We start from the raw sequence: 18,175 nt of genomic DNA, 5'->3' as shown, positions 1-18,175 counted from the left end.
CGAGAATGAGCCAATTTTTAAGAATACTTCATCTGGAAGATCTGCCCTCCGATGCCGATATGGTAGCCAGGGAGCTCAAGAAGGCCGGATTGCAGGGAGAGATTTTTTTAGCAGAAACCAAAGAAGAGTTCATACGGGGCTTAACAGAATTTTCGCCCGATATTATATTGTCTGATCATTCCTTGCCTTCTTTCGATTCGCATGAGGCGCTTAAAATTGTAAAAGAACTTAATATCCAGATTCCTTTTATTCTTATCACCGCTACTGTTTCGGAAGAGTACGCGGTAAATGTGATGAAGGAAGGGGCCAGCGATTATATTCTGAAAGACCGGTTACAACGTTTACCCCGCGCCATTACCAGTGCCATGGATAGCTATCGGTCCAGGGCCGCGCGCATACAGGCGATCGAAACATTACGCTTGTCTGAACGTAAATACAAGTTATTGTTTGAAGGAAATCCATTGCCGATGTGGATGGTTTCATGCACCACCCTTACCATCATCGATGTGAATGAATCTGCCATACATCATTACGGGTATACCAGAGAAGAATTTCTGGCCATCAACTCTCAAAGCCTGAACTTACCCGGATACGAAACGGAAGGCCTTCAGCAATCGGGGATCCGTCATCACAAGAAAAAAAATGGGGACCCTGTTATTGTGGAAGTGATCGCGCATGAAGTGCTTTACGAAAATGAACCAGTTATATTGGTGCTGGCCAATGATATTACTGACAGGTTAAAAGCAGAAGCGGAAATTGAACGCCAGCGCAAACTTCAGCAAAAACTGATAACGGAAACGAGCATAAAGGTACAGGAAAGAGAGCGGGATGAGATCGGTAAAGAACTACACGACAACATCAACCAGCTCCTGGTGGCCTCAAAACTATACCTGCAGTATTCCGTGGAAACGGAAGGAATTAAATCTGAAGGGTTGAAAAAATGTGGGGCTACTCTCAACCTTGCAATTGAAGAGATCCGCAAATTGTCACAGTCGCTGGTAGCTCCGTCATTGGGCGATATCAGTTTGATTGAAGCTATCAACAAGCTGACTGAACTGATCAGCCTTACCACTTCCGTGCACCTGGAACTAAGCACCGATAACTACCGGGAAGAAGAGCTGGATAACAGTATAAAGCTGACCATTTACAGGGTTATCCAGGAGCAGATCAACAACATCATAAAACATGCACGTGCAAAAAAAGCTGTGATCGCGTTGAGCATGACTTCCAAACATATCTGTCTTACGATAAGAGACGATGGTGTCGGCTTCGATAAAAGCAAGGTGACTGGTGGTATCGGTTTAAGAAATATGAGCAACCGTGCGGGCTTCTACGATGGCAGCGTCAATATCATCTCCTCTCCCGGGCAGGGATGTGTGCTGAAAGCGATCATTCCTCTCAGCACAAAAACCTCAAGGGAACCGGAACTTTTGGCAAAGGATCAGTTCCCTAAGGAAAACCAGCCTGCTGCACGGAGCTATTAAATGTAAAAAAGGTTATTCGTATTCGAATTGGATCGTAGCTATACCATCGGTAGATGTAAGCACATAACCATTGGCGTCATATGTATATTGAGAGGTAATCGATCTGTCGAAGTTATTGTTCGGGAAATCAAATTTTGCCGACAACACTTCATTCCCGGCTGAGTACTGCAGTGAGAAGCCCGCGTGATCAAGCACCCATTTTGAAACCGCCGGTAATACTGGCTTTTTGTTCCCAAAACTAAATTCCGCGGTGTACTGGAACGGCGCGTCTGCAGTTACTTTGGTAAGGTTACCGTTGCTGTAGTGCATCCCGAAGTCTGTTTCTGCATTTTCAGCAAGCTGCATTACGAGATGTATATTTTTTACCTGGTTATTTTCTACGGTATAGGTAAGGAGGTCATCTTCGATCAGTTCCTGAGGTTTACCAGGACGGCTCATCCAACTTTTAAATCTTGCAGATTTTGGAACATTGTCCACAAAGACATAATTGTAAATATTATGGAATTCTTCGTCGCTTTGCTCAGCTTGTGCCAGATTGCCTGCCGCGTCGTAGCTAAACAGGGTTTTCTCTATGTTATTATCTGCGATAATCGATACCAGTCTTTTGCTGCCATTATAAGCTAATGTGTAAACAGTTGTTGCACCGTTTTTGATCTTAGTCATTTTTTTCAAAACCTTTTCTGATGGAGATGGTTTAGGATCCGTATCAGGGTTAGGGTTCGGACCATCGACATTGTCTTTTTTACATGAGCTCAATATTAGCATGGCGGCGGTTGTTGCCAGGAAGAAAAACTTTTTCATAATACGATTTTGTTTGTTTGAGTGTTAATGCTGCGCAATATTACCGGCTAACATGTCAGCATTCAAACGAGACAGGACTGGACTGTCCTAAGCAGTGAATGAATTGAGGATTCAGCAATTCGGCACTCAGCACTACCCGTGATACCATAGAAGAAGTGCTGAACATCGATGGAATTCTTTTTCGGTTAATCGACACCGCTGGGATTCGGGAACATGCTACCGATTCAAATCAGATCTTGCGACTTCTCTTCGTTGCCCAGATCTTTTCATTGGTTGTAAAATTCATTTCAACCGTCGATTAAATTTGATACTGGAATGGTAATGGGCGTATTTGCGCTCAAAACAGCTCCATGAATACCAGGAACATCACGCCCAATTTTCCAATATGGCTTAAAGTATCGTGTTACTTTTTAATCATTATTGCTGCAGCTTATATAGCCAGCATATATCCGATGCTCGATAGTCTCTTTTACTATTTTGCCATTGCAATGTTATTAAGTTATATAATGTTGAGACAAGAAAGGAAATCGCTTTTTAGCCTTGGGTTTAAACCAGAAAATACAAAAGATTGGAAACATTTTTTCTCCGGTATTGGTATAGGCTTTCTTGCCTTGTCACTCACGGCTGGGATAACGATTTTACTAAATAAAGGCAGTTTACAATTTTCCGGAAAGGTCGATGTAGTTTATATCCAGGTGCTGATCCTGATTCATTTTTGGTCGTCTTTTGTACAGGAGTTTACTTATCGTGGCTATCCTTTTCAAAGCATGTTGAAAGTTTATGGTCCATGGACTGCCCAGTTAGTCATCATCGTTCCCTTCGCTATAATGCATCTGAAGTTGAATACACATATTACCTTGAATCAATTTTTAATGACCTTACTTACAACAGGACTGGGATCAATTTTATATGGTCTTTGCTACATAAAAACAGGGAAATTGTTGTTGTCGATTGGAGTGCATATGGGATGGAACGTGGCTCAGGCTCTTATCCCTCGTTCTCCGGAGCAAAATAAAACCGCGCTTTTCAATCTGATTCAGGATCCTGATTCATATAAACCAATAAATGTGTTGATACCTTATCTGGTAGTTGCTGTTGTAATGATTGTTACAGTTTCTTCCTGGAAACCGCATGTCAATAAAATCAAATATTAAAGCGCCGTCTGTATCGCAAATGCTTTAGTGCAGAATGCTGTTCCGGCATCTAATTTTTGCTGAACCGCTTTTCAAAAAATTCTTGTTGAGGTTTGTTTTAAAGCCAATTCCAAATTTGGTATCGGTCTTTATAGATAGTTGATTCGTCCATATTTGCCCTTACTCGCTTTTCAACGTTTCAGCAGGATTTGCCAAAGCTGCACGCGCAGCCTGCAGGCCCAACGTCAGAATCGCAATACCCATTCCAATCACCGAAGCGAGCGCAAACATCCACCAGCTCAATCTGATTCGGTATTGATAGTCATGCAGCCAGTTGTTCATTGCCCACCAGCCTAAGGGAGTGGCAATAATAATTGCAATCATCACCAGCTTTAAAAGATCTTTTGTTAGTAAAACAGTAATACCTGAAACACTGGCCCCCATCACTTTTCGAATACCGATTTCTTTGCGTCGTCTGTTGATCATGAACAAGGTGAGGCCAAGTAAACCAAGCACAGAAATCAATATGCTCAGCCCCGAAAAAATAAACGCCAAAAACAGGAAGTTCCGATCTGCGCGGTATAGCCTTTCAAACTCATCATCTGCAAAAGAATATTCAAAAACGCTGTTTGGAAAAAACTGTTTGAACACCGCCTGCGTACGGGTCAAAGCATCTTCCACATCGCTCGGGTTCGACTGAATGATAAATGCTTCGGCAAGCGGGCCGTCGATCCTGTACACCAGTGGCACGATCGGCTCACGCATATTCTGATGATAAAAGTCTTTTACCACACCAATCACTATTCCTTCATTGATACGCTTACCGATCACCGGTTGCCTGATGCCGAATTTTTTCACAGCAGATTCGTTCAATATGATATTTTTTTGATCGGTTTCCACTTTATCATCAAACCATCTACCCTGTGCCAGCTGAAGATTCAAAATACCAGCAATTGATTTTTCAGCATCAAATGCGATATAAGATGGATTAAAGTCATCCGGCTTCCCGTCCCAGTTAAGTCCGCGACCTGTAACATAATTGTTATTGACTACCGACGAAAACGACGCGCGCGATATGGCCATGATCTGAGGGAGATTTTGCAGTTCGTGTTTCAGCGCTGAAAGAAAACTCTCGCGCGCAATTTCGACCTGTTTGTTTTTTTCTGCGTCGCCTGAAAAGCGAAATAGCTTGCTATGAAACTCTGGTGGAAGTGTGGCTGTGAATACTTGTGATTTGTTATATGCGTTGTTTTCTTTCTGAATAAATATCAACTGGCGCTGCGCAACAATCGTGGCAATAATCATAAAAAGGGCGAATGCAAACTGGCCAACTATCAGCGCCTGTTTGAACCAGCTGTTTCTGATATTGAGAAACATATGTCCCTTCAACAGGTTCATTGTTTTCTGGGATGACAAAATGATGGCGGGATAGAGGCCTGTCAACAGTATTACGGCAACCAGCACCGTAGCTATGATGCTGATATATGATGTATTGATAGAAAAATCTGTAAATACTGAACCGCTTATGTTTTTTAATAGGGGCATTGCAAAAACAGCAAGAGTAATTGCTATCACCATCGCGATCAATGTGTTAATAAGTGCTTCCGCCATTACCTGTAAAAATAATTGCGTGGCGGTAGCGCCGGTGATCTTTCTGATGCAAAGCTCCTTCACACGATCACCAATTTTGGCGATCGAGAAATTAACGTAGTTGATGCTTGCAGTGACAAGCAGGATGATCGCCAACCAGGTGAAGATCGTTACCCGTTTGTTGTCGCCATGTTGAAATGCAGAAGTCTGAAATTCAGAATGAAAATACATTTGCCTGAGCGGCAGCAATCCGATATTGTTTCTCGCGGTTTCATGTTCTTTAATAATCTTGTTTATTTTTTCCTCTACGATGGCTGTTGAAGCATTGCTGTGGAGTCGCACAAAAGTTTTGACAGGGCTGTATTGCCAGTCGTTCATTTCCACCAGATGGTTTGCCGTTTTGAGATATGATTTCAAGGGGAGGATTGCATTAAACTGAAAGCTCGAATTCGGTTGGTTATCGGCGATCACGCCACTCACCGTGAACACTGTTGAATCAATGATTACGATCTTTCCGACGGCGGATGATGTACCAAAGATTTTTTTCGCCCTGCTATCTGTGATAATGAGGTTATTTGGGTGAGCATTAAACAGTGCAGGCGAGCCTTCGATGAACCTGTAACTAAAGACATCGAACCAGTTCTCATCTACATAAGTGCTATTTTCTTCTCTGAAAATTTCGGTACCATTTTTTAGTGTAAGTTCATTTCTGGCGATCCGAAGCATTTGCGTTGTAAGTTCCAGTTCAGGGACACCATTCGCGATTGCCATACCTAATGGATATGGTGTATTTTCGTTCGCCGGACCCTCATTGCCGGTCGATTGTGCCAGCGTTTTCAGGAGATGGATTCTATCGGCCTGTTTGTGAAATCCATCATAACTGCGTTCGTTTTGAACCCATTTTGCAATCAGGAGAACAGCGGCCAGTGCAAGGGCCAGACCGCCGACATTAATAATAATGGGTAGTTTCCTGGTCCTGATCCTTTGACACATCATTTTGGCGTAGTAATATATCATAAAGCTGGCAAGATCAGTTAGATGTGAATTTCATTCCAAAGTATTGCTTTTTCCTTATTTTTTTTGATACAATAGTATTTTTAATCAGCTCAGCGTCGCTGCTGTCTTTGCGCAACACTTGTTCACACGCTTTCTTTATTTTGATTCTGGAAATAATCCGGTTTTGAAACACCCAATTTTTTCATTTTAGAATGTAAGGTAGTCGCCGGAATTCCCAGTACATCGGCAGCCCCGCCAATACCGGATATCTTACCCTTACATTTTTTTAAAACTTCAATGATATATGAGGACTCGATTTCCTGCAGGCCTTTAGGGGAAATATCGGCATCATCACTTTTAATTTTGTTCTTTACCGGCAGTTGTATTTCTTTTAATACATTTCCCTCGGTTAAAAGAATACTTCTTTCGATCAAATGTTCCAGCTCTCTTACATTTCCAGGCCATGAATAGCTTTTTAACTCCTTGTTGACTTTCGCTGATATAGAAGTAACTTTTCGTCCAGTGATTCTACTATAGCGTTCAACAAAAAAATTTGCTAAAGGCTCAATATCTTCCAACCTGTCTCTTAAGGATGGAAGGTTAATTGGAAATACATTTAATCGGTAATAAAGATCTGGTCTGAACCGATGTGAATTTACTTCTTCATCCAGTTTACGATTAGTAGCTGCAATAATTCGCACATTTACCTTTATTGTCGTTTTCCCGCCCACTCTTTCGAATTCCCGTTCCTGAATTACCCGCAATAATTTCACCTGTGTTTCAAGAGGCATTTCTCCAATCTCATCCAGGAACAGCGTTCCGTTATTAGCCAATTCGAATTTTCCAATCCTTCGATCAATCGCACCCGTGAACGACCCTCTCTCATGTCCAAACAATTCACTTTCTATCAGGTTTGCAGGTAATGCAGCGCAATTTACTTTCACCATCAATTTCTCCTTCCTTGGAGATGCGTTATGAATTGCCCGCGCAATTAATTCCTTTCCTGTACCTGTTTCACCCAATAACAGAACGGTGGAATTAGACTCTGCTACAAGGGTCATCAGGCGGTATACCTTTTGCATTTCAGGACCACTACCAATGATATCAGAAAAATTATAGATTGTTTTGATCTGCTCTTTAAGATGATCATTCTCGATTTCCAACATTTGTTTATAGGCAAGAACCTGCTCATTGGCGAGTATATTCGAAACAGCTACCGCTAATTGAGCGCAAACAGCTTTCAACAAATTGTCTTTAACAGAAACAATTTGTTCGGGAGGGATATTAAAAAAAATAGTGCCTACCGGGTTTCCGCCCACCTTCAGCATCAAACACAAAAGTTTGCGAAAGCCAACCGCTTTCCAAAATGTTACATATTTGGGTACATCCGTTTCCTTTGAAAGACGGTCTACATCAAGAATAACAGGATCGTCCGAATACATGACAGCAGCAAAGGCTTTATCAGTGATGCTATACTTTATACTGGTCACTTCGGCAAAATCTTCCTGATTGCTCACAGAATCGCCCATATCCATCATAAAAGCGCTGTGGGTTTCACGGTCTTCATTAATTTTTGCAATGCCAAATTGTTCTATGGAGAATAATTTCTTTATCCTGTCATTTACCACCTTGAACAAATCATTCCTGTTTCTCAGGGAAGCAATTTCATCACTTAAAGAGAGCAGGATTGATTTTTCTTCCTCCCTGCTTGCGATTTCTTCATAGGCTATGATATTGGAAATTGCGAGAGATATTTGAGTGCTTATTCCTTCAAGAATGGTCATATTTATTCTGTCAGTTATTACCCAAAGAATTCCCAGGTCAATATTGCCTATACGAAGTGGTGTGCCTACTATCTTTCGAAATGCTGCTTTTTGAGCACCCAACTGTTTCCAACATTCTATAAAGGGATCCGTATTACCCTGGCTAATTTCGTCTACAAAATCAATAAGAAGCGGAACATTCCCGCTTAACACTTTTGCAGTAATGCCAACGTTTATTGGAATTTTTGTTTCGAGTAGCTCCTTGAATGCGACATTATCTTTATAAATAAAATCCTTATCATTCATAAAGGAACTCATCGTAGTTCTATCATCATTTATGGTTCTGATAAAATATGCTTTTACCAGGCCCAACTTTTTTAACGAATTATAAATTGCATTGGAAAGATCTTCTATGGTTCTCACAGCAGCTATTTCATGGCTGAAATTCAGCAAATAGGTCTTATCCCGTTCTTTTTTTAATATTTCTTCATTTGCCGAAATATTACTTACAGCAGTGGCAAGCTGACTGGAAATACGTTCTATGATATGTATCGCCTTTTCATCAAAATTATTTGTCCTGTCTGAAAATAAAATTATACTGTGCTTAGGCTTGCCTTCCCCGGGAAGAACCTTGATCATCATTTCCTTTGCCCCGGCTTCATAATTGAGTTTAAGCCAAAGCGGTGCTTTGGTCAAATCAACCGTTGCAGTATTAATTACAACTGGCTTATTTGAAAGGGATGCAACATCATAAATTCCATCCTGAACAGGATTTGCTATGGAAAGCATTTCAGCATATTCTGAAAAGTTTTTCGCCCGGGATTCAGGATCAAGTATAAACGCATAGTAGGTTTCGCCGGATTCATTCAGACCAGTCATTATACAGTGCGTAAAATAAATAAGTTTCCTGAGGCTAAAATTTATCACATTTAATAAGTCTGTCCTGCTGCGCACGGTTACCATATCATTACTTAGAGAAAGCAAAATTTCATTAACCAATTCCTTATACCTGATTTCTTCATTTATAATAATATTGGAAACGGCATTGGATAAATGGGGAACAATGCCGTACAAAACCCGGTTGAAGTCGTCAGGGAAACTATCCATACGGTCTGAATAAATAATTACATAGCCAATCGATTCCATTTTATTTTTTAAGATAGCCACCATCGCTTTCCTGATTCCGCATTCGTAATTAACTTTTATAAAAGCCGGAATGCCTGGCTTGTCTATGATCTCTTCCAGTAAAAAAGATACAGGCCGTTCTGAATCCAAAACCTGCAAAATGAAGGGATCGGTCATTGGAAAACGCATTCGAAGTAACGATGGGAGCTCCTTTTGATGTTTGATGGGTAAGGCTTCCGGATTGATTAAGAATGGATAGTATGTTTGGCTTTGCTTATCAATCAGAGAAACAACAGCATGCGTAAAATAATATAACCCCTTGAGTCTCGATGAGAAAAGGTTAATCAGGTCATCTTTTTCCCTGACTTTAGTGATATCATTACTTAAAGCAAGTAGAATACTCTTTTCCTTTTCGTAGGCATCAAGCTTCCCCTGGAGAGTATTTATATAGCTTTGATCCGATGGTGACTTAGCTTGATGATTCTTTTTGTTTTCAGAATTTCCTACTTTTTTCATTGACCGGCTTTTAACAATTAAATCATTAAATTCTGATGCAGAGGTCCTAAAAGAATGATGTGTTAAGGGCAGGAGAGTAACTGTGATCTGATAGTCTCTGCGAACAAGAAATTCGCCTTCTGTGCTCTGTTTAATCAGGATTTCTTCTACTACTTTAATATTGCCGGATCGGCTGCATAAAATGGACCGGGACTCAATTCCTCACTACCTGAAAGTTACTGAAAAAATTTGTCTCTAATTCATGATAACAAACCTGAAAAGTACGAGGTGTGCAGACCCGACACCCATCATCTTCGTTTCTGCAGGCAGAAAGCGAATCCATAAATTGTTTTGTAACTAAACAACCTGAGCCCGTGCCTTTAACCAATCATTGTATTTAATCCTACCTAAACGGGCGTTTTCTCCGGGAACGAGAGACTGATCATTTAGCTCTAAACCGAAATAAGGAGCGTGCACATCCCTAAACAACACCCGTCGATCTTTTGTTGCTGTGATAAAAAAGCCGACAAATTCGTCAAGAGGCATTCTTTCAGGACCTGCAATTTCAGTAATGGTATTAATTGGTGTACCGATAGTTATATCTTTCATTATTTCAGCTACATCGTCTGCGGCAATTGGCTGAAAAGCAGCAGGTGCAATACGTACCTCCCGGCCCATCGTCCCTGATTGTGTAATGACAGGTATAAATTCAAAGAACTGTGTGGAATGTACAATGGTGTAGGGAATTCCGGACTCTCTGACCAGTTTTTCCTGAACAAGTTTAGCACGGAAATATCGGCTTGCCTGCAGGCGATCTGTCCCTACTACTGATAATGCAATATGATGCTTCACCCCTGCTTTGGCTTCTGCAGCAAAAAGATTAGATCCTGCCGTCTGGAAAAATTTCGTCGCTACATCATCATCAAATGATGGAGGGTTTGACAGATCAACAACTACCTGTGCTCCTTTAAGCGCTTCATCGAGTCCTTGTCCTGTAATAATATTTACACCAGTTGCCGGCGATGCTGCTATCACTTCATGCTGAAGCTGACGAAGTTTGTTTACGAGTTTTGATCCTATAAGTCCTGTACCACCAATCACTACGATTTTCATAATGGAATTGTTTTGCCTGTCCCTATCCGGACCGTGTGTTAAAAAAAGCATTTCATAGCTGTGCGCCTTTTCTAAGAATATAATTATTATGATATTATAGCAATTCAAACATTTATCGGAACTGCCCTACCTGGTATGATCCGGGAAGATCAGGAAAGGCCAGATTAATACGGTTCCACGTGTTAATAATTGTAGTTGCAAGCGTGAGGTCAATTAACTCTGCTTCAGAAAATTGCTGTTTTGCTTCTTTGTATATATCATCAGGCACCACGCAATCCGTAACAGCTTCGGCCCAGGCGAACGCTACTCTTTCACGTTCGGTATAATATGGCGCTTCACGCCAGGCACTTAATCCATAAAGGCGTTGTTCTGTTTCACCTTTAGCGCGTGCGTCTTTGTAATGCATATCGAGGCAGTAAGCACAACCATTTATCTGGGACACCCTGAAAAATATCAGTTCCTGAAGCTGGGCCTCTATCGGCGAACGCTTCAGATAATTACCAATACCGTAAAGAGTTTTTAAGGCATTTTGTCCAAGTGCCTGTACATTAAGTCGCTCTTCCATTTATTAATTTTTACTAGTTAAAAAATATTGACAATTGTGTATTTCTCCATTTAACCAATGACGTCTGCCTTTTTCTGTATGATTTTGGTTTGTTTAGTATCCAACTTTGTTTCCTGGTTCCCGGAACGAAAAATCATTCTCAATACCTGATCATGGTTTAAATAGGCAAACACCCAGTTATATAGAGTCTTGATTTTGTTATTGTAATTAACAAGGGAGATCAGATGTACAAAGAGCCATGGCAACAGACCCAAAATTCCACCTAAATGCAGGCGATGTTTGAATAGATCTGCAACAGCCCATCTCCGGCCGATGATTGCCATATCACCTCTGTCAAAATATTTGAATGGTTTCATTTTCCTCTTCCTGGCCTGCAATAGTAAGTTTTTAGCTAGCCGCTTGCCTTGCTGAATCGCAGGCTGTGCGAGTTGCGGATGACCATTGGGATAATTTATATCATCGTATTGAATACTAATGTCACCAATTGCATAAACATTATCGTATCCTTTCAGCTGATTGTATTGATTTGTGATCATTCTACCTCCCTTTCCAAGACTGTTTTTATCTAATCCTTCGAAAGTATTGGCAGTTACACCTACGGCCCAAATAAGCGTTTTTGCTTCAATAATATCCCCGTTAGATAAATGCACCTCATCGTTAGAATAATGAGTGACTTGCGTGTTCAATTTTACATCTATACCTAACCGTTGCAACTCTCTATATGCTTCTTTATGAGACTTATCACTCATGGGTGCCAGCAGATTTGGTGAGCCTTCAATTAGATATATCTGCAGTATATCGTTTTTCAGTTCAGGGTAGTCCATACTCAGTAAACACAGTTTAAACTCAGCGAGCATACCTGCCAGCTCAACACCTGTAGGGCCACCACCAGCAATTACCATCGTCAATAATTTTTTCCTGTTAAAAGGATCCTGTTCAACAGAAGCCCTTTCCATAGTTGCGATCAACCCATTACCCATAGACAGTGCATCATCAATCGTTTTAATATAAAATGAATTTTGCCGGATAACTTCATTGCCAAAGAAATTAGTTTTGGAACCTGCAGCAAATACCAGTAAATCATAAATCAATTCACTGCCATCACTTAAATGCAATAAATTTTCTTCTGTATCTACTCTTAAAATAGTTGCCATTCTGAAAGCAATTTCCTTTTTCTTAAAAAGTTTTCTAAATGGATAACTAATGGCGGAAGGCTCGAGAAAACCTGTTGCGACCTGGTAAAGCAAAGGAGTAAAATAGTTGTAATTATTCTTGTCAACCAGGGTTATATCGTAGTATTTATTATTAAATAAATGTTTCACGAAATTGAGTCCCGCAAAGCCTCCGCCAATAAGTACAATTTGTTTTCTATTTGCGTTATTGCTTTCCATCTTATAAATTTTTTGTATCTAAATAATCCGATATCCTGAAATACTGTGTTGTTTAAACCCTGGCGAATCGAAATGCTCTGCTTATTTGATCTCTTCCTAATCATTTAAATTTGCAACCTATGTGCCATATCATAATAATATAGCCTTCAATTATTTACAAAATTCTAACTTGAAATACTTAACGATATTTCGCCAATGGACGTCCGTAGACGCGTTATTCAGTGAAAGCTTTAAAAGGCTTTTTCAATTAATGCAAATGTTAGTCAGCAATATGCCACAACAAAATATTCAGGTATTCTAAAAACCGCCTGGACTTTACTAAAATGAATCGCGGCATATCTCAGCTACCTATATTAAAGGCGATTGCTTTCTTTTTAAATAGTTTGCGGGGATTATCCCTCATTCTTTCATCGATGCGTTCAGAAAGCCATTGGAAATATTCACCTAGAAAAGGATTGGGTAGTTTTTCGCGCATATCTAAATACATGGGTTTGTAATTTTTCCAGGCATTGGCAACAAATACTCCCAATGTCTTAACTACGAGATCAATATTGATTAATTTTTCCGCCACCAGGATGCCGATCGATTCCATTTCCTGGTCGAATTGTATAAAACAGGTTTGCTCTTCTGCAGATCGGGCCTGGAATTCTTCGTAGCTGGACGGGAAATCCTGCGAACTAATATACTGGATGAGCTGTGCGAATTCGCGGGTTTGAAAAGTGCGCAAAGTTTCAAGAGTAAAACGTTCACGTCGATCACGTGCAGCTGCCCGAACTTGTGTAATACCGAATATAAGTCCTACAATGAATGATAAAGTGAGCGCAAGATTGGCCAATAGAGTAATTAAAGGACTTATCATAGTTTATCTGGTTTAGAACCTGTTTTAATTTAAACGGGCTACCTTAACTTTCTCTGGTTTTATTAAAGCCAGTTTCTCATGAATCCGTAGACCTTGATAATCTTTAATTTCAAAGTAAATGCCGGAATATAATAACTTGAACTGTAAAGACTTACAAACTTGCCTTCAATTTTTCTTTATGATATTTCGCTATTTAGCGACATGATTCTTTAAATATCGCGGTTGTCTTTAACTTATCAGAGACATGGGATGACTGAAAAAATCATCAGAAGATCGTAGAAGATTCCAGGAGCTTTTTATTTACTCTTATTTTCGCTTCATTATAGTTGTATCGTTTGTAACAGGCACTTTATTTAGTGAAACGTACCAGTCAATCGACGAAATAAAGAGAAAGAAAAAAGGAAGTCAATTTGTGATCTACTCATTTGCAGGTGCTTGCACGATGGCACGTCGCTTGTCAATGATCAACATATGCCCAATTCAATCGGATTCAGGATTGCCTACAGCAGATCTTTTCCATAAAATTATTATCATACACTCTAAAATACTTAAAATGTCATCATTCATTAATACTCAATTACAAAAGGCAGTGATATTAAATCAATTGCACCATAATGGTAAACTGCTTGTGCTGCCAAATATTTGGGATCCATTAGGCGCGGTGCTGCTGGAGAGCCTGGGTTATTCTGCTATTGCCACTGCAAGTGCTTCCATTGCTTTTAGCAATGGTTATCCTGATGGAGAAAAAATTCCCTTTGCAGATCTGTTAACCATCCTGCAGAAAATAGTAAGGCAAGTGAAAATTCCGGTTACAGCAGATATTGAAACAGGCTATGCAATAAATAACCATACGCTTTCTGAAAATATTAAAAAACTCGTTGATACCGGAATTGCCGGAATTAATATTGAAGACAGCAATCAGGACAATGATTCACTCAATTCTCTGGAAGCGCAGTGTGAAAAAATAACTCTTATAAAAAAAACCGCTTTGTCAATGGGAACACCGCTTTTTATTAATGCCCGGACAGATGCGTACCTGAAAGCGGGTCATTTATCAGGGGAAGAAAAATTAGCAGAAGTCATTCAGCGTGGAAAGGCTTATAAAGACGCAGGCGCTGATGGATTCTATCCAATTTTTCTAAAAACAATAGAAGATATAGAAGCAGTTATCAAAGCAGTTGTATTACCTGTAAATATTTTATTATTCCCAGGTATCCCGGATTTCGAATCATTGCAAAAAACAGGCGTAGCAAGGTTAAGCCTTGGCCCGGGGTTTTTAAGCGCCGCCATTAACGCGATGAAAAATACCGCTGAGAAATTATTACGGTATGAAGGCATGAATGATGCGAAGGAAAACCCGGTGAACTTTGCTTACTTAAATAGTTTAATCAACCATTAAATTCTTCTGGATTAACCATAACGAACTGCAGTGGTATTGTTGAGTGTTATTCAGGGACAAAATGAACTCCAGGTTGGATTCCGGATAATAGTAATGGCTGGTATAAATATGCCAGCCATTGGTTATTGGAAAACGGGGAATAAAAGATTGTCAGGGAAGGATCCACTATTATTATTTTAATGAGGCAATCGTTAGCAGAATCTTTACCACTTCATCAGGTTGTGACAAAAAAGGCGAATGGCTTGTATTTAGAGAAAATGTTTTGATAACATGAGCTGCCTCTGCCATTTGTTTTTGTAAATCTAAACCTACTGCGTGGTCCTGTAAAGTATGCAAGTAAAATTTTTGAATTCTGCCAAAGTTCTGATCAGTTACAACTGCTTTGTTGGTAAAAGGAATGACGGGTTCGGCACGGTATCTTTCAAGCATTTCCTTCTTAACGTTTTCGGGTGCATCCTCGCAAAAGATTGAAATTAAAACATCCTTTTGCACGTCTAATGTTAGCTTATCGGCAGAAGGAACAAGTGCAGGGCCTAGTAATGATTGTTTGTCCGTATTAGCCAGATCAAGCAATGACTGGCCATTTGCCGGGATGTAGGCACCAATGTAAACCAGCCTTTCAATCTTTGCCGGTATTTTTTCCGCAACCTCTGATGTGATCATTCCTCCCAAACTATGCCCGACGAGAATAACCTTACCCTTAGTGTTATTGACAGCTGCAATGACCTTGTCTCTGTAAATATCTAATGAAGTATTTATTGGCAGGGTAGAATCATCACCATGGGCTGGCAACTCTATCACTATTACTTTTTGACCGGCTTTAATTAACTGGCTTTCTACTTTGTTCCAAACCCAGGGAGCCTGCCATGACCCATGTACCAACACAAATGTTTTTGAAATATCAGGATAATAAACCCCTTCGTGTCTGCAGGATGCAAATGAAAATACAGTCAATAATATCAGCAATGTTTTTGAAATTATCTTTTTCATGATTTTTAATTATTTATTGTTTAACTGAATTTGTTTTATGTTGTAAACTGAATTTGATGGTCATCGGTTAGATATGCTTGCTGTTCAATTTTTAAAAAATGATGTTGAGATACGATTTTAATCCTTGTTTTTTAATTAAATATTCATAGCACTTTTTCGAGTAAACGCCCTCTTCTCTTTCGCAGTTACTATTGCGGCGGTTTTAATTACTTCAGCTACTGCCTCTGCATTGGAGATAAACAATGTGTGGCTTCCTTTTATCTCGGTAACTTTTGAACCCGCCCTTTTATACATCATTCTTTCTGTTTCCGGATCAATGCTTTTGTCTTCGGTTGCAACAATGGCGTAAGAAGGCTTTGTTCTCCAGGCGGCCTTTGTTATGGGTGTTACAAATGCCCTTGCGGCAACAGGCGCCTGTGACGCAAACATGAAGTCAGATTTTTCAGCACTTTGTTCCGCTGCAAAACCCGCATGAAATTTTGTCTTGTCATAATAAATAAATCCATTTGCATCCGGAGGGAGGATGCCATTTTCGGGCGCAGGCGGCGTAGCAGTTGCCAGCGCCAGAATGGTCTCTCCTTCCTCCGGAACAAATGCAGCCACATATACCAGACAAGAAACCTTGTATGAAAGGCCCGCCTGGGTGATTACAGCACCGCCCCATGAATGGCCAACCAATATTACAGGTCCATCCTGCCTGTCTATTATTCTTTCGGTTGCAACAACATCATCTTCCAGGGATGTCAAAGGATTCTGTACCAATGAAACGTTATAACCGTCATTGCTGAGAATTTTATAGACAGGCTCCCAGCCGGAAGCATCCGCAAAAGCGCCATGAACAATTACAATATTTTTTATTGGCTTATATTCTTCTACAGTTATAGTGCTGACTGTTGAAACAAATTCTTTTTTCATTGTTTAAATTTTATTATTAGATAATAATGTTGAATTTTTAATGCTGGATATGGAAAATCCGGTATGCTAATATTTGACGCTTTTCAGATCAGTCGGGCCGTCAATAACCGAGGGAATCCATTGTGTTGCACTTGTATTATTATATTTTATGGTAATCAATTTATTTGACAGCATTTATTTACCATAATTCGTTACCAGCTCTCTATCGCGTTCGCGAAATTAGTTACCATGATGGTGCTGGCTTGCCTCAGCTTTTTGAATTTTAATTTTTCAATCATTTCTTCGCTGATATTATCCATATAAGCTCCGCATGTTTCCACCAGGATCCCCTTGATCCCCAAACTGGTAGTGATGGCATATAACACCCTGTCAGCATCCGGGTTTGATATATCTTCGTAGTAGTAGCAGTTATCTACACTGAATTGTTCTGGGGTGATCCATACTTTCAATCCAATACAGCAAAGTCCTGTTGGCTCCCGCCTGAATTTGGACTGGTACCCTTCACGCTTGAGATCATCAAGCGTTTTAGTAACTGAAACAATTGTAACGGCTATTCTATGTGTATTAATAAATTTCATTTTCTTGTTTGTTTTAATATGGTTTTGAAAATACTTTAGTTCACTTCTCTCGGCCGGCTGTTTTCGGTATTATAGCCCTGCTTTAAACTCCAGCAGGGGTTTGATTAAATTGATTTGCATTTTCATTGGCAGTTTTTTAAAATTTTGAAATAATTATTGTTGAATGAACACCAGGCCTGGCAGATTACAGATTTGCAACCGGCGTGCCGATTCACAATGAATTATAAATGAAGGAATCACGAAAGAAGCTTGATTTTTATTTCACTTTATTTCGCCAATCGGTGAAGGAATCGACTAAATACAGTTTGTCTTAGTTGAAACGTTCCTGATAAAAACTGCAATAGCGAATAATGTCCCGGTGAGGGGTAAGGGGACATGCGTGAAGGCGGGTCAACTTCATAAGTAGCGGTTAATAGAGCTATTATCCCGGTGTCATTGATTATTATTTTCTGTATTGGAAAATACAGGGGCTACCTCAACAGAAGCTATTTAGTTTACTTAAGATCCTGGAATTCTTTATTCCATTTTTAAACTCTTCACTGGATTTGCAATTGCTACTTTTACTACATGTAAACAGATTGTTGCCATAGCAATTATGATTGCCACCAGGGCAGACAAAATAAAAACTCACAGGTTGATGTTTATCCTGTAAGCAAAATCTTCCAGCCATTTATGCATAAAAAACCATGCAACCGGAGTTGCAATTAAGGCTGCGAGAAGCACCAGCTTTAAAAAATCTTTTGAAAGCATAAGCACGGCACCACTAACACTGGCATCTAATACTTTTCGTATGCCGATTTCTTTTACACGTAGTTCTGCCGCATAAATGGTAAGACCTAATAAACCTAATCCCGCTATGAAAATGACGAGCAGCGCAACTATAAGAAAAATGGTTTGATGATAGACAGACTGGTAATTCGAAACCTTATCGTGTTGGAAGCATTTACCTCAACAAAGAATTGATACGCCGGTTGATGA

The 18,175-nt window shown here is 39.9% G+C and carries 14 protein-coding genes and 1 pseudogene; 4 read left to right on the top strand and 11 right to left on the bottom strand.

The annotated features are described in order from the left end of the window. Positions 1-5 precede the first annotated feature (5 nt). Positions 6-1,484 (top strand): PAS domain-containing sensor histidine kinase, encoded by a 1,479-nt coding sequence (locus VK664_RS10685; RefSeq protein ID WP_461398642.1) that lies wholly within the window; start codon positions 6-8, stop codon positions 1,482-1,484. Between the two features lie 12 nt (positions 1,485-1,496). On the opposite strand, the gene VK664_RS10680 is transcribed toward VK664_RS10685, so the two are convergent. Beyond that, positions 1,497-2,285 (bottom strand): hypothetical protein, encoded by a 789-nt coding sequence (locus VK664_RS10680; protein WP_461398641.1) that lies wholly within the window; start codon positions 2,283-2,285, stop codon positions 1,497-1,499. Positions 2,286-2,425: 140 nt separating this feature from the next. Between VK664_RS10680 and VK664_RS10675 the strand changes: the two are divergent. Both VK664_RS10675 and VK664_RS10670 read left to right on the top strand, forming a co-directional pair. Then, positions 2,426-2,587 (top strand): annotated as a pseudogene (locus VK664_RS10675) (hypothetical protein); the annotation flags it as partial. Between the two features lie 48 nt (positions 2,588-2,635). Next, positions 2,636-3,439 carry a lysostaphin resistance A-like protein gene (locus tag VK664_RS10670; RefSeq protein WP_461398640.1) on the top strand — a complete coding sequence of 268 codons (804 nt, stop codon included), beginning with the start codon at positions 2,636-2,638 and terminating at the stop codon, positions 3,437-3,439. Between the two features lie 159 nt (positions 3,440-3,598). Here the strand turns inward: VK664_RS10670 and VK664_RS10665 are convergent, their stop codons facing one another. From VK664_RS10665 to VK664_RS10640, 6 genes are all read right to left on the bottom strand, one after another. Continuing rightward, positions 3,599-6,004: an ABC transporter permease gene (locus VK664_RS10665; RefSeq protein WP_461398639.1), complete on the bottom strand. Its 2,406-nt coding sequence runs from the start codon at positions 6,002-6,004 to the stop codon at positions 3,599-3,601. 143 nt (positions 6,005-6,147) lie between these two features. After that, complete coding sequence (locus VK664_RS10660; protein ID WP_461398638.1) at positions 6,148-9,408, bottom strand: sigma 54-interacting transcriptional regulator; 3,261 nt, start codon at positions 9,406-9,408, stop codon at positions 6,148-6,150. A 336-nt stretch (positions 9,409-9,744) separates the two neighbouring features. Next, positions 9,745-10,500: an SDR family oxidoreductase gene (locus VK664_RS10655; RefSeq protein WP_461398637.1), complete on the bottom strand. Its 756-nt coding sequence runs from the start codon at positions 10,498-10,500 to the stop codon at positions 9,745-9,747. 112 nt (positions 10,501-10,612) lie between these two features. Further along, a complete protein-coding gene (locus tag VK664_RS10650; protein WP_461398636.1) occupies positions 10,613-11,065 on the bottom strand; it encodes a carboxymuconolactone decarboxylase family protein in 453 nt (150 codons plus the stop codon). A 50-nt stretch (positions 11,066-11,115) separates the two neighbouring features. Next, on the bottom strand, positions 11,116-12,456 hold the full coding sequence (locus VK664_RS10645) for an NAD(P)/FAD-dependent oxidoreductase (RefSeq protein WP_461398635.1): 1,341 nt from the start codon (positions 12,454-12,456) through the stop codon (positions 11,116-11,118). 340 nt (positions 12,457-12,796) lie between these two features. Continuing rightward, a complete protein-coding gene (locus tag VK664_RS10640; protein WP_461398634.1) occupies positions 12,797-13,315 on the bottom strand; it encodes a DUF4760 domain-containing protein in 519 nt (172 codons plus the stop codon). Positions 13,316-13,727: 412 nt separating this feature from the next. On the opposite strand from VK664_RS10640, the gene VK664_RS10635 reads away from it, so the two are divergent. Beyond that, positions 13,728-14,714 carry an isocitrate lyase/PEP mutase family protein gene (locus VK664_RS10635; RefSeq protein WP_461398633.1) on the top strand — a complete coding sequence of 329 codons (987 nt, stop codon included), beginning with the start codon at positions 13,728-13,730 and terminating at the stop codon, positions 14,712-14,714. A 171-nt stretch (positions 14,715-14,885) separates the two neighbouring features. Here VK664_RS10635 and VK664_RS10630 read toward each other — a convergent pair whose 3' ends face one another. The 4 genes from VK664_RS10630 to VK664_RS10615 all read right to left on the bottom strand — a co-directional run bounded on the left by VK664_RS10630 (position 14,886) and on the right by VK664_RS10615 (position 18,070). Next, positions 14,886-15,704 (bottom strand): alpha/beta fold hydrolase, encoded by an 819-nt coding sequence (locus tag VK664_RS10630; protein WP_461398632.1) that lies wholly within the window; start codon positions 15,702-15,704, stop codon positions 14,886-14,888. A 135-nt stretch (positions 15,705-15,839) separates the two neighbouring features. After that, on the bottom strand, positions 15,840-16,619 hold the full coding sequence (locus VK664_RS10625) for an alpha/beta hydrolase (protein ID WP_461398631.1): 780 nt from the start codon (positions 16,617-16,619) through the stop codon (positions 15,840-15,842). A gap of 191 nt (positions 16,620-16,810) precedes the next feature. Then, the gene (locus tag VK664_RS10620) at positions 16,811-17,197 is read right to left on the bottom strand and encodes a hypothetical protein (protein ID WP_461398630.1); all 387 of its coding nucleotides are present in this window, start codon (positions 17,195-17,197) and stop codon (positions 16,811-16,813) included. Positions 17,198-17,824: 627 nt separating this feature from the next. Continuing rightward, positions 17,825-18,070 carry an ABC transporter permease gene (locus VK664_RS10615; RefSeq protein WP_461398661.1) on the bottom strand — a complete coding sequence of 82 codons (246 nt, stop codon included), beginning with the start codon at positions 18,068-18,070 and terminating at the stop codon, positions 17,825-17,827. Positions 18,071-18,175: the final 105 nt, after the last annotated feature.

This window comes from Flavitalea sp., assembly GCF_035489435.1.
Lineage (GTDB): Bacteria > Bacteroidota > Bacteroidia > Chitinophagales > Chitinophagaceae > DATHKG01.
Note: the sequence above shows the minus strand (reverse complement) of the source record. Positions and strands in the feature narration are given on the sequence as shown.

Bases quoted from the DNA above. Each gene is read 5' to 3' on its own strand.
- VK664_RS10685 (WP_461398642.1), top strand. From the start codon at position 6: ATGAGCCAATTTTTAAGAATACTTCATCTGGAAGATCTGCCCTCCGAT.
- VK664_RS10680 (WP_461398641.1), bottom strand. From the start codon at position 2,285: ATGAAAAAGTTTTTCTTCCTGGCAACAACCGCCGCCATGCTAATATTG.
- VK664_RS10670 (WP_461398640.1), top strand. From the start codon at position 2,636: ATGAATACCAGGAACATCACGCCCAATTTTCCAATATGGCTTAAAGTA.
- VK664_RS10665 (WP_461398639.1), bottom strand. From the start codon at position 6,004: ATGATGTGTCAAAGGATCAGGACCAGGAAACTACCCATTATTATTAAT.
- VK664_RS10660 (WP_461398638.1), bottom strand. From the start codon at position 9,408: ATGAAAAAAGTAGGAAATTCTGAAAACAAAAAGAATCATCAAGCTAAG.
- VK664_RS10655 (WP_461398637.1), bottom strand. From the start codon at position 10,500: ATGAAAATCGTAGTGATTGGTGGTACAGGACTTATAGGATCAAAACTC.
- VK664_RS10650 (WP_461398636.1), bottom strand. From the start codon at position 11,065: ATGGAAGAGCGACTTAATGTACAGGCACTTGGACAAAATGCCTTAAAA.
- VK664_RS10645 (WP_461398635.1), bottom strand. From the start codon at position 12,456: ATGGAAAGCAATAACGCAAATAGAAAACAAATTGTACTTATTGGCGGA.
- VK664_RS10640 (WP_461398634.1), bottom strand. From the start codon at position 13,315: ATGATAAGTCCTTTAATTACTCTATTGGCCAATCTTGCGCTCACTTTA.
- VK664_RS10630 (WP_461398632.1), bottom strand. From the start codon at position 15,704: ATGAAAAAGATAATTTCAAAAACATTGCTGATATTATTGACTGTATTT.
- VK664_RS10625 (WP_461398631.1), bottom strand. From the start codon at position 16,619: ATGAAAAAAGAATTTGTTTCAACAGTCAGCACTATAACTGTAGAAGAA.
- VK664_RS10620 (WP_461398630.1), bottom strand. From the start codon at position 17,197: ATGAAATTTATTAATACACATAGAATAGCCGTTACAATTGTTTCAGTT.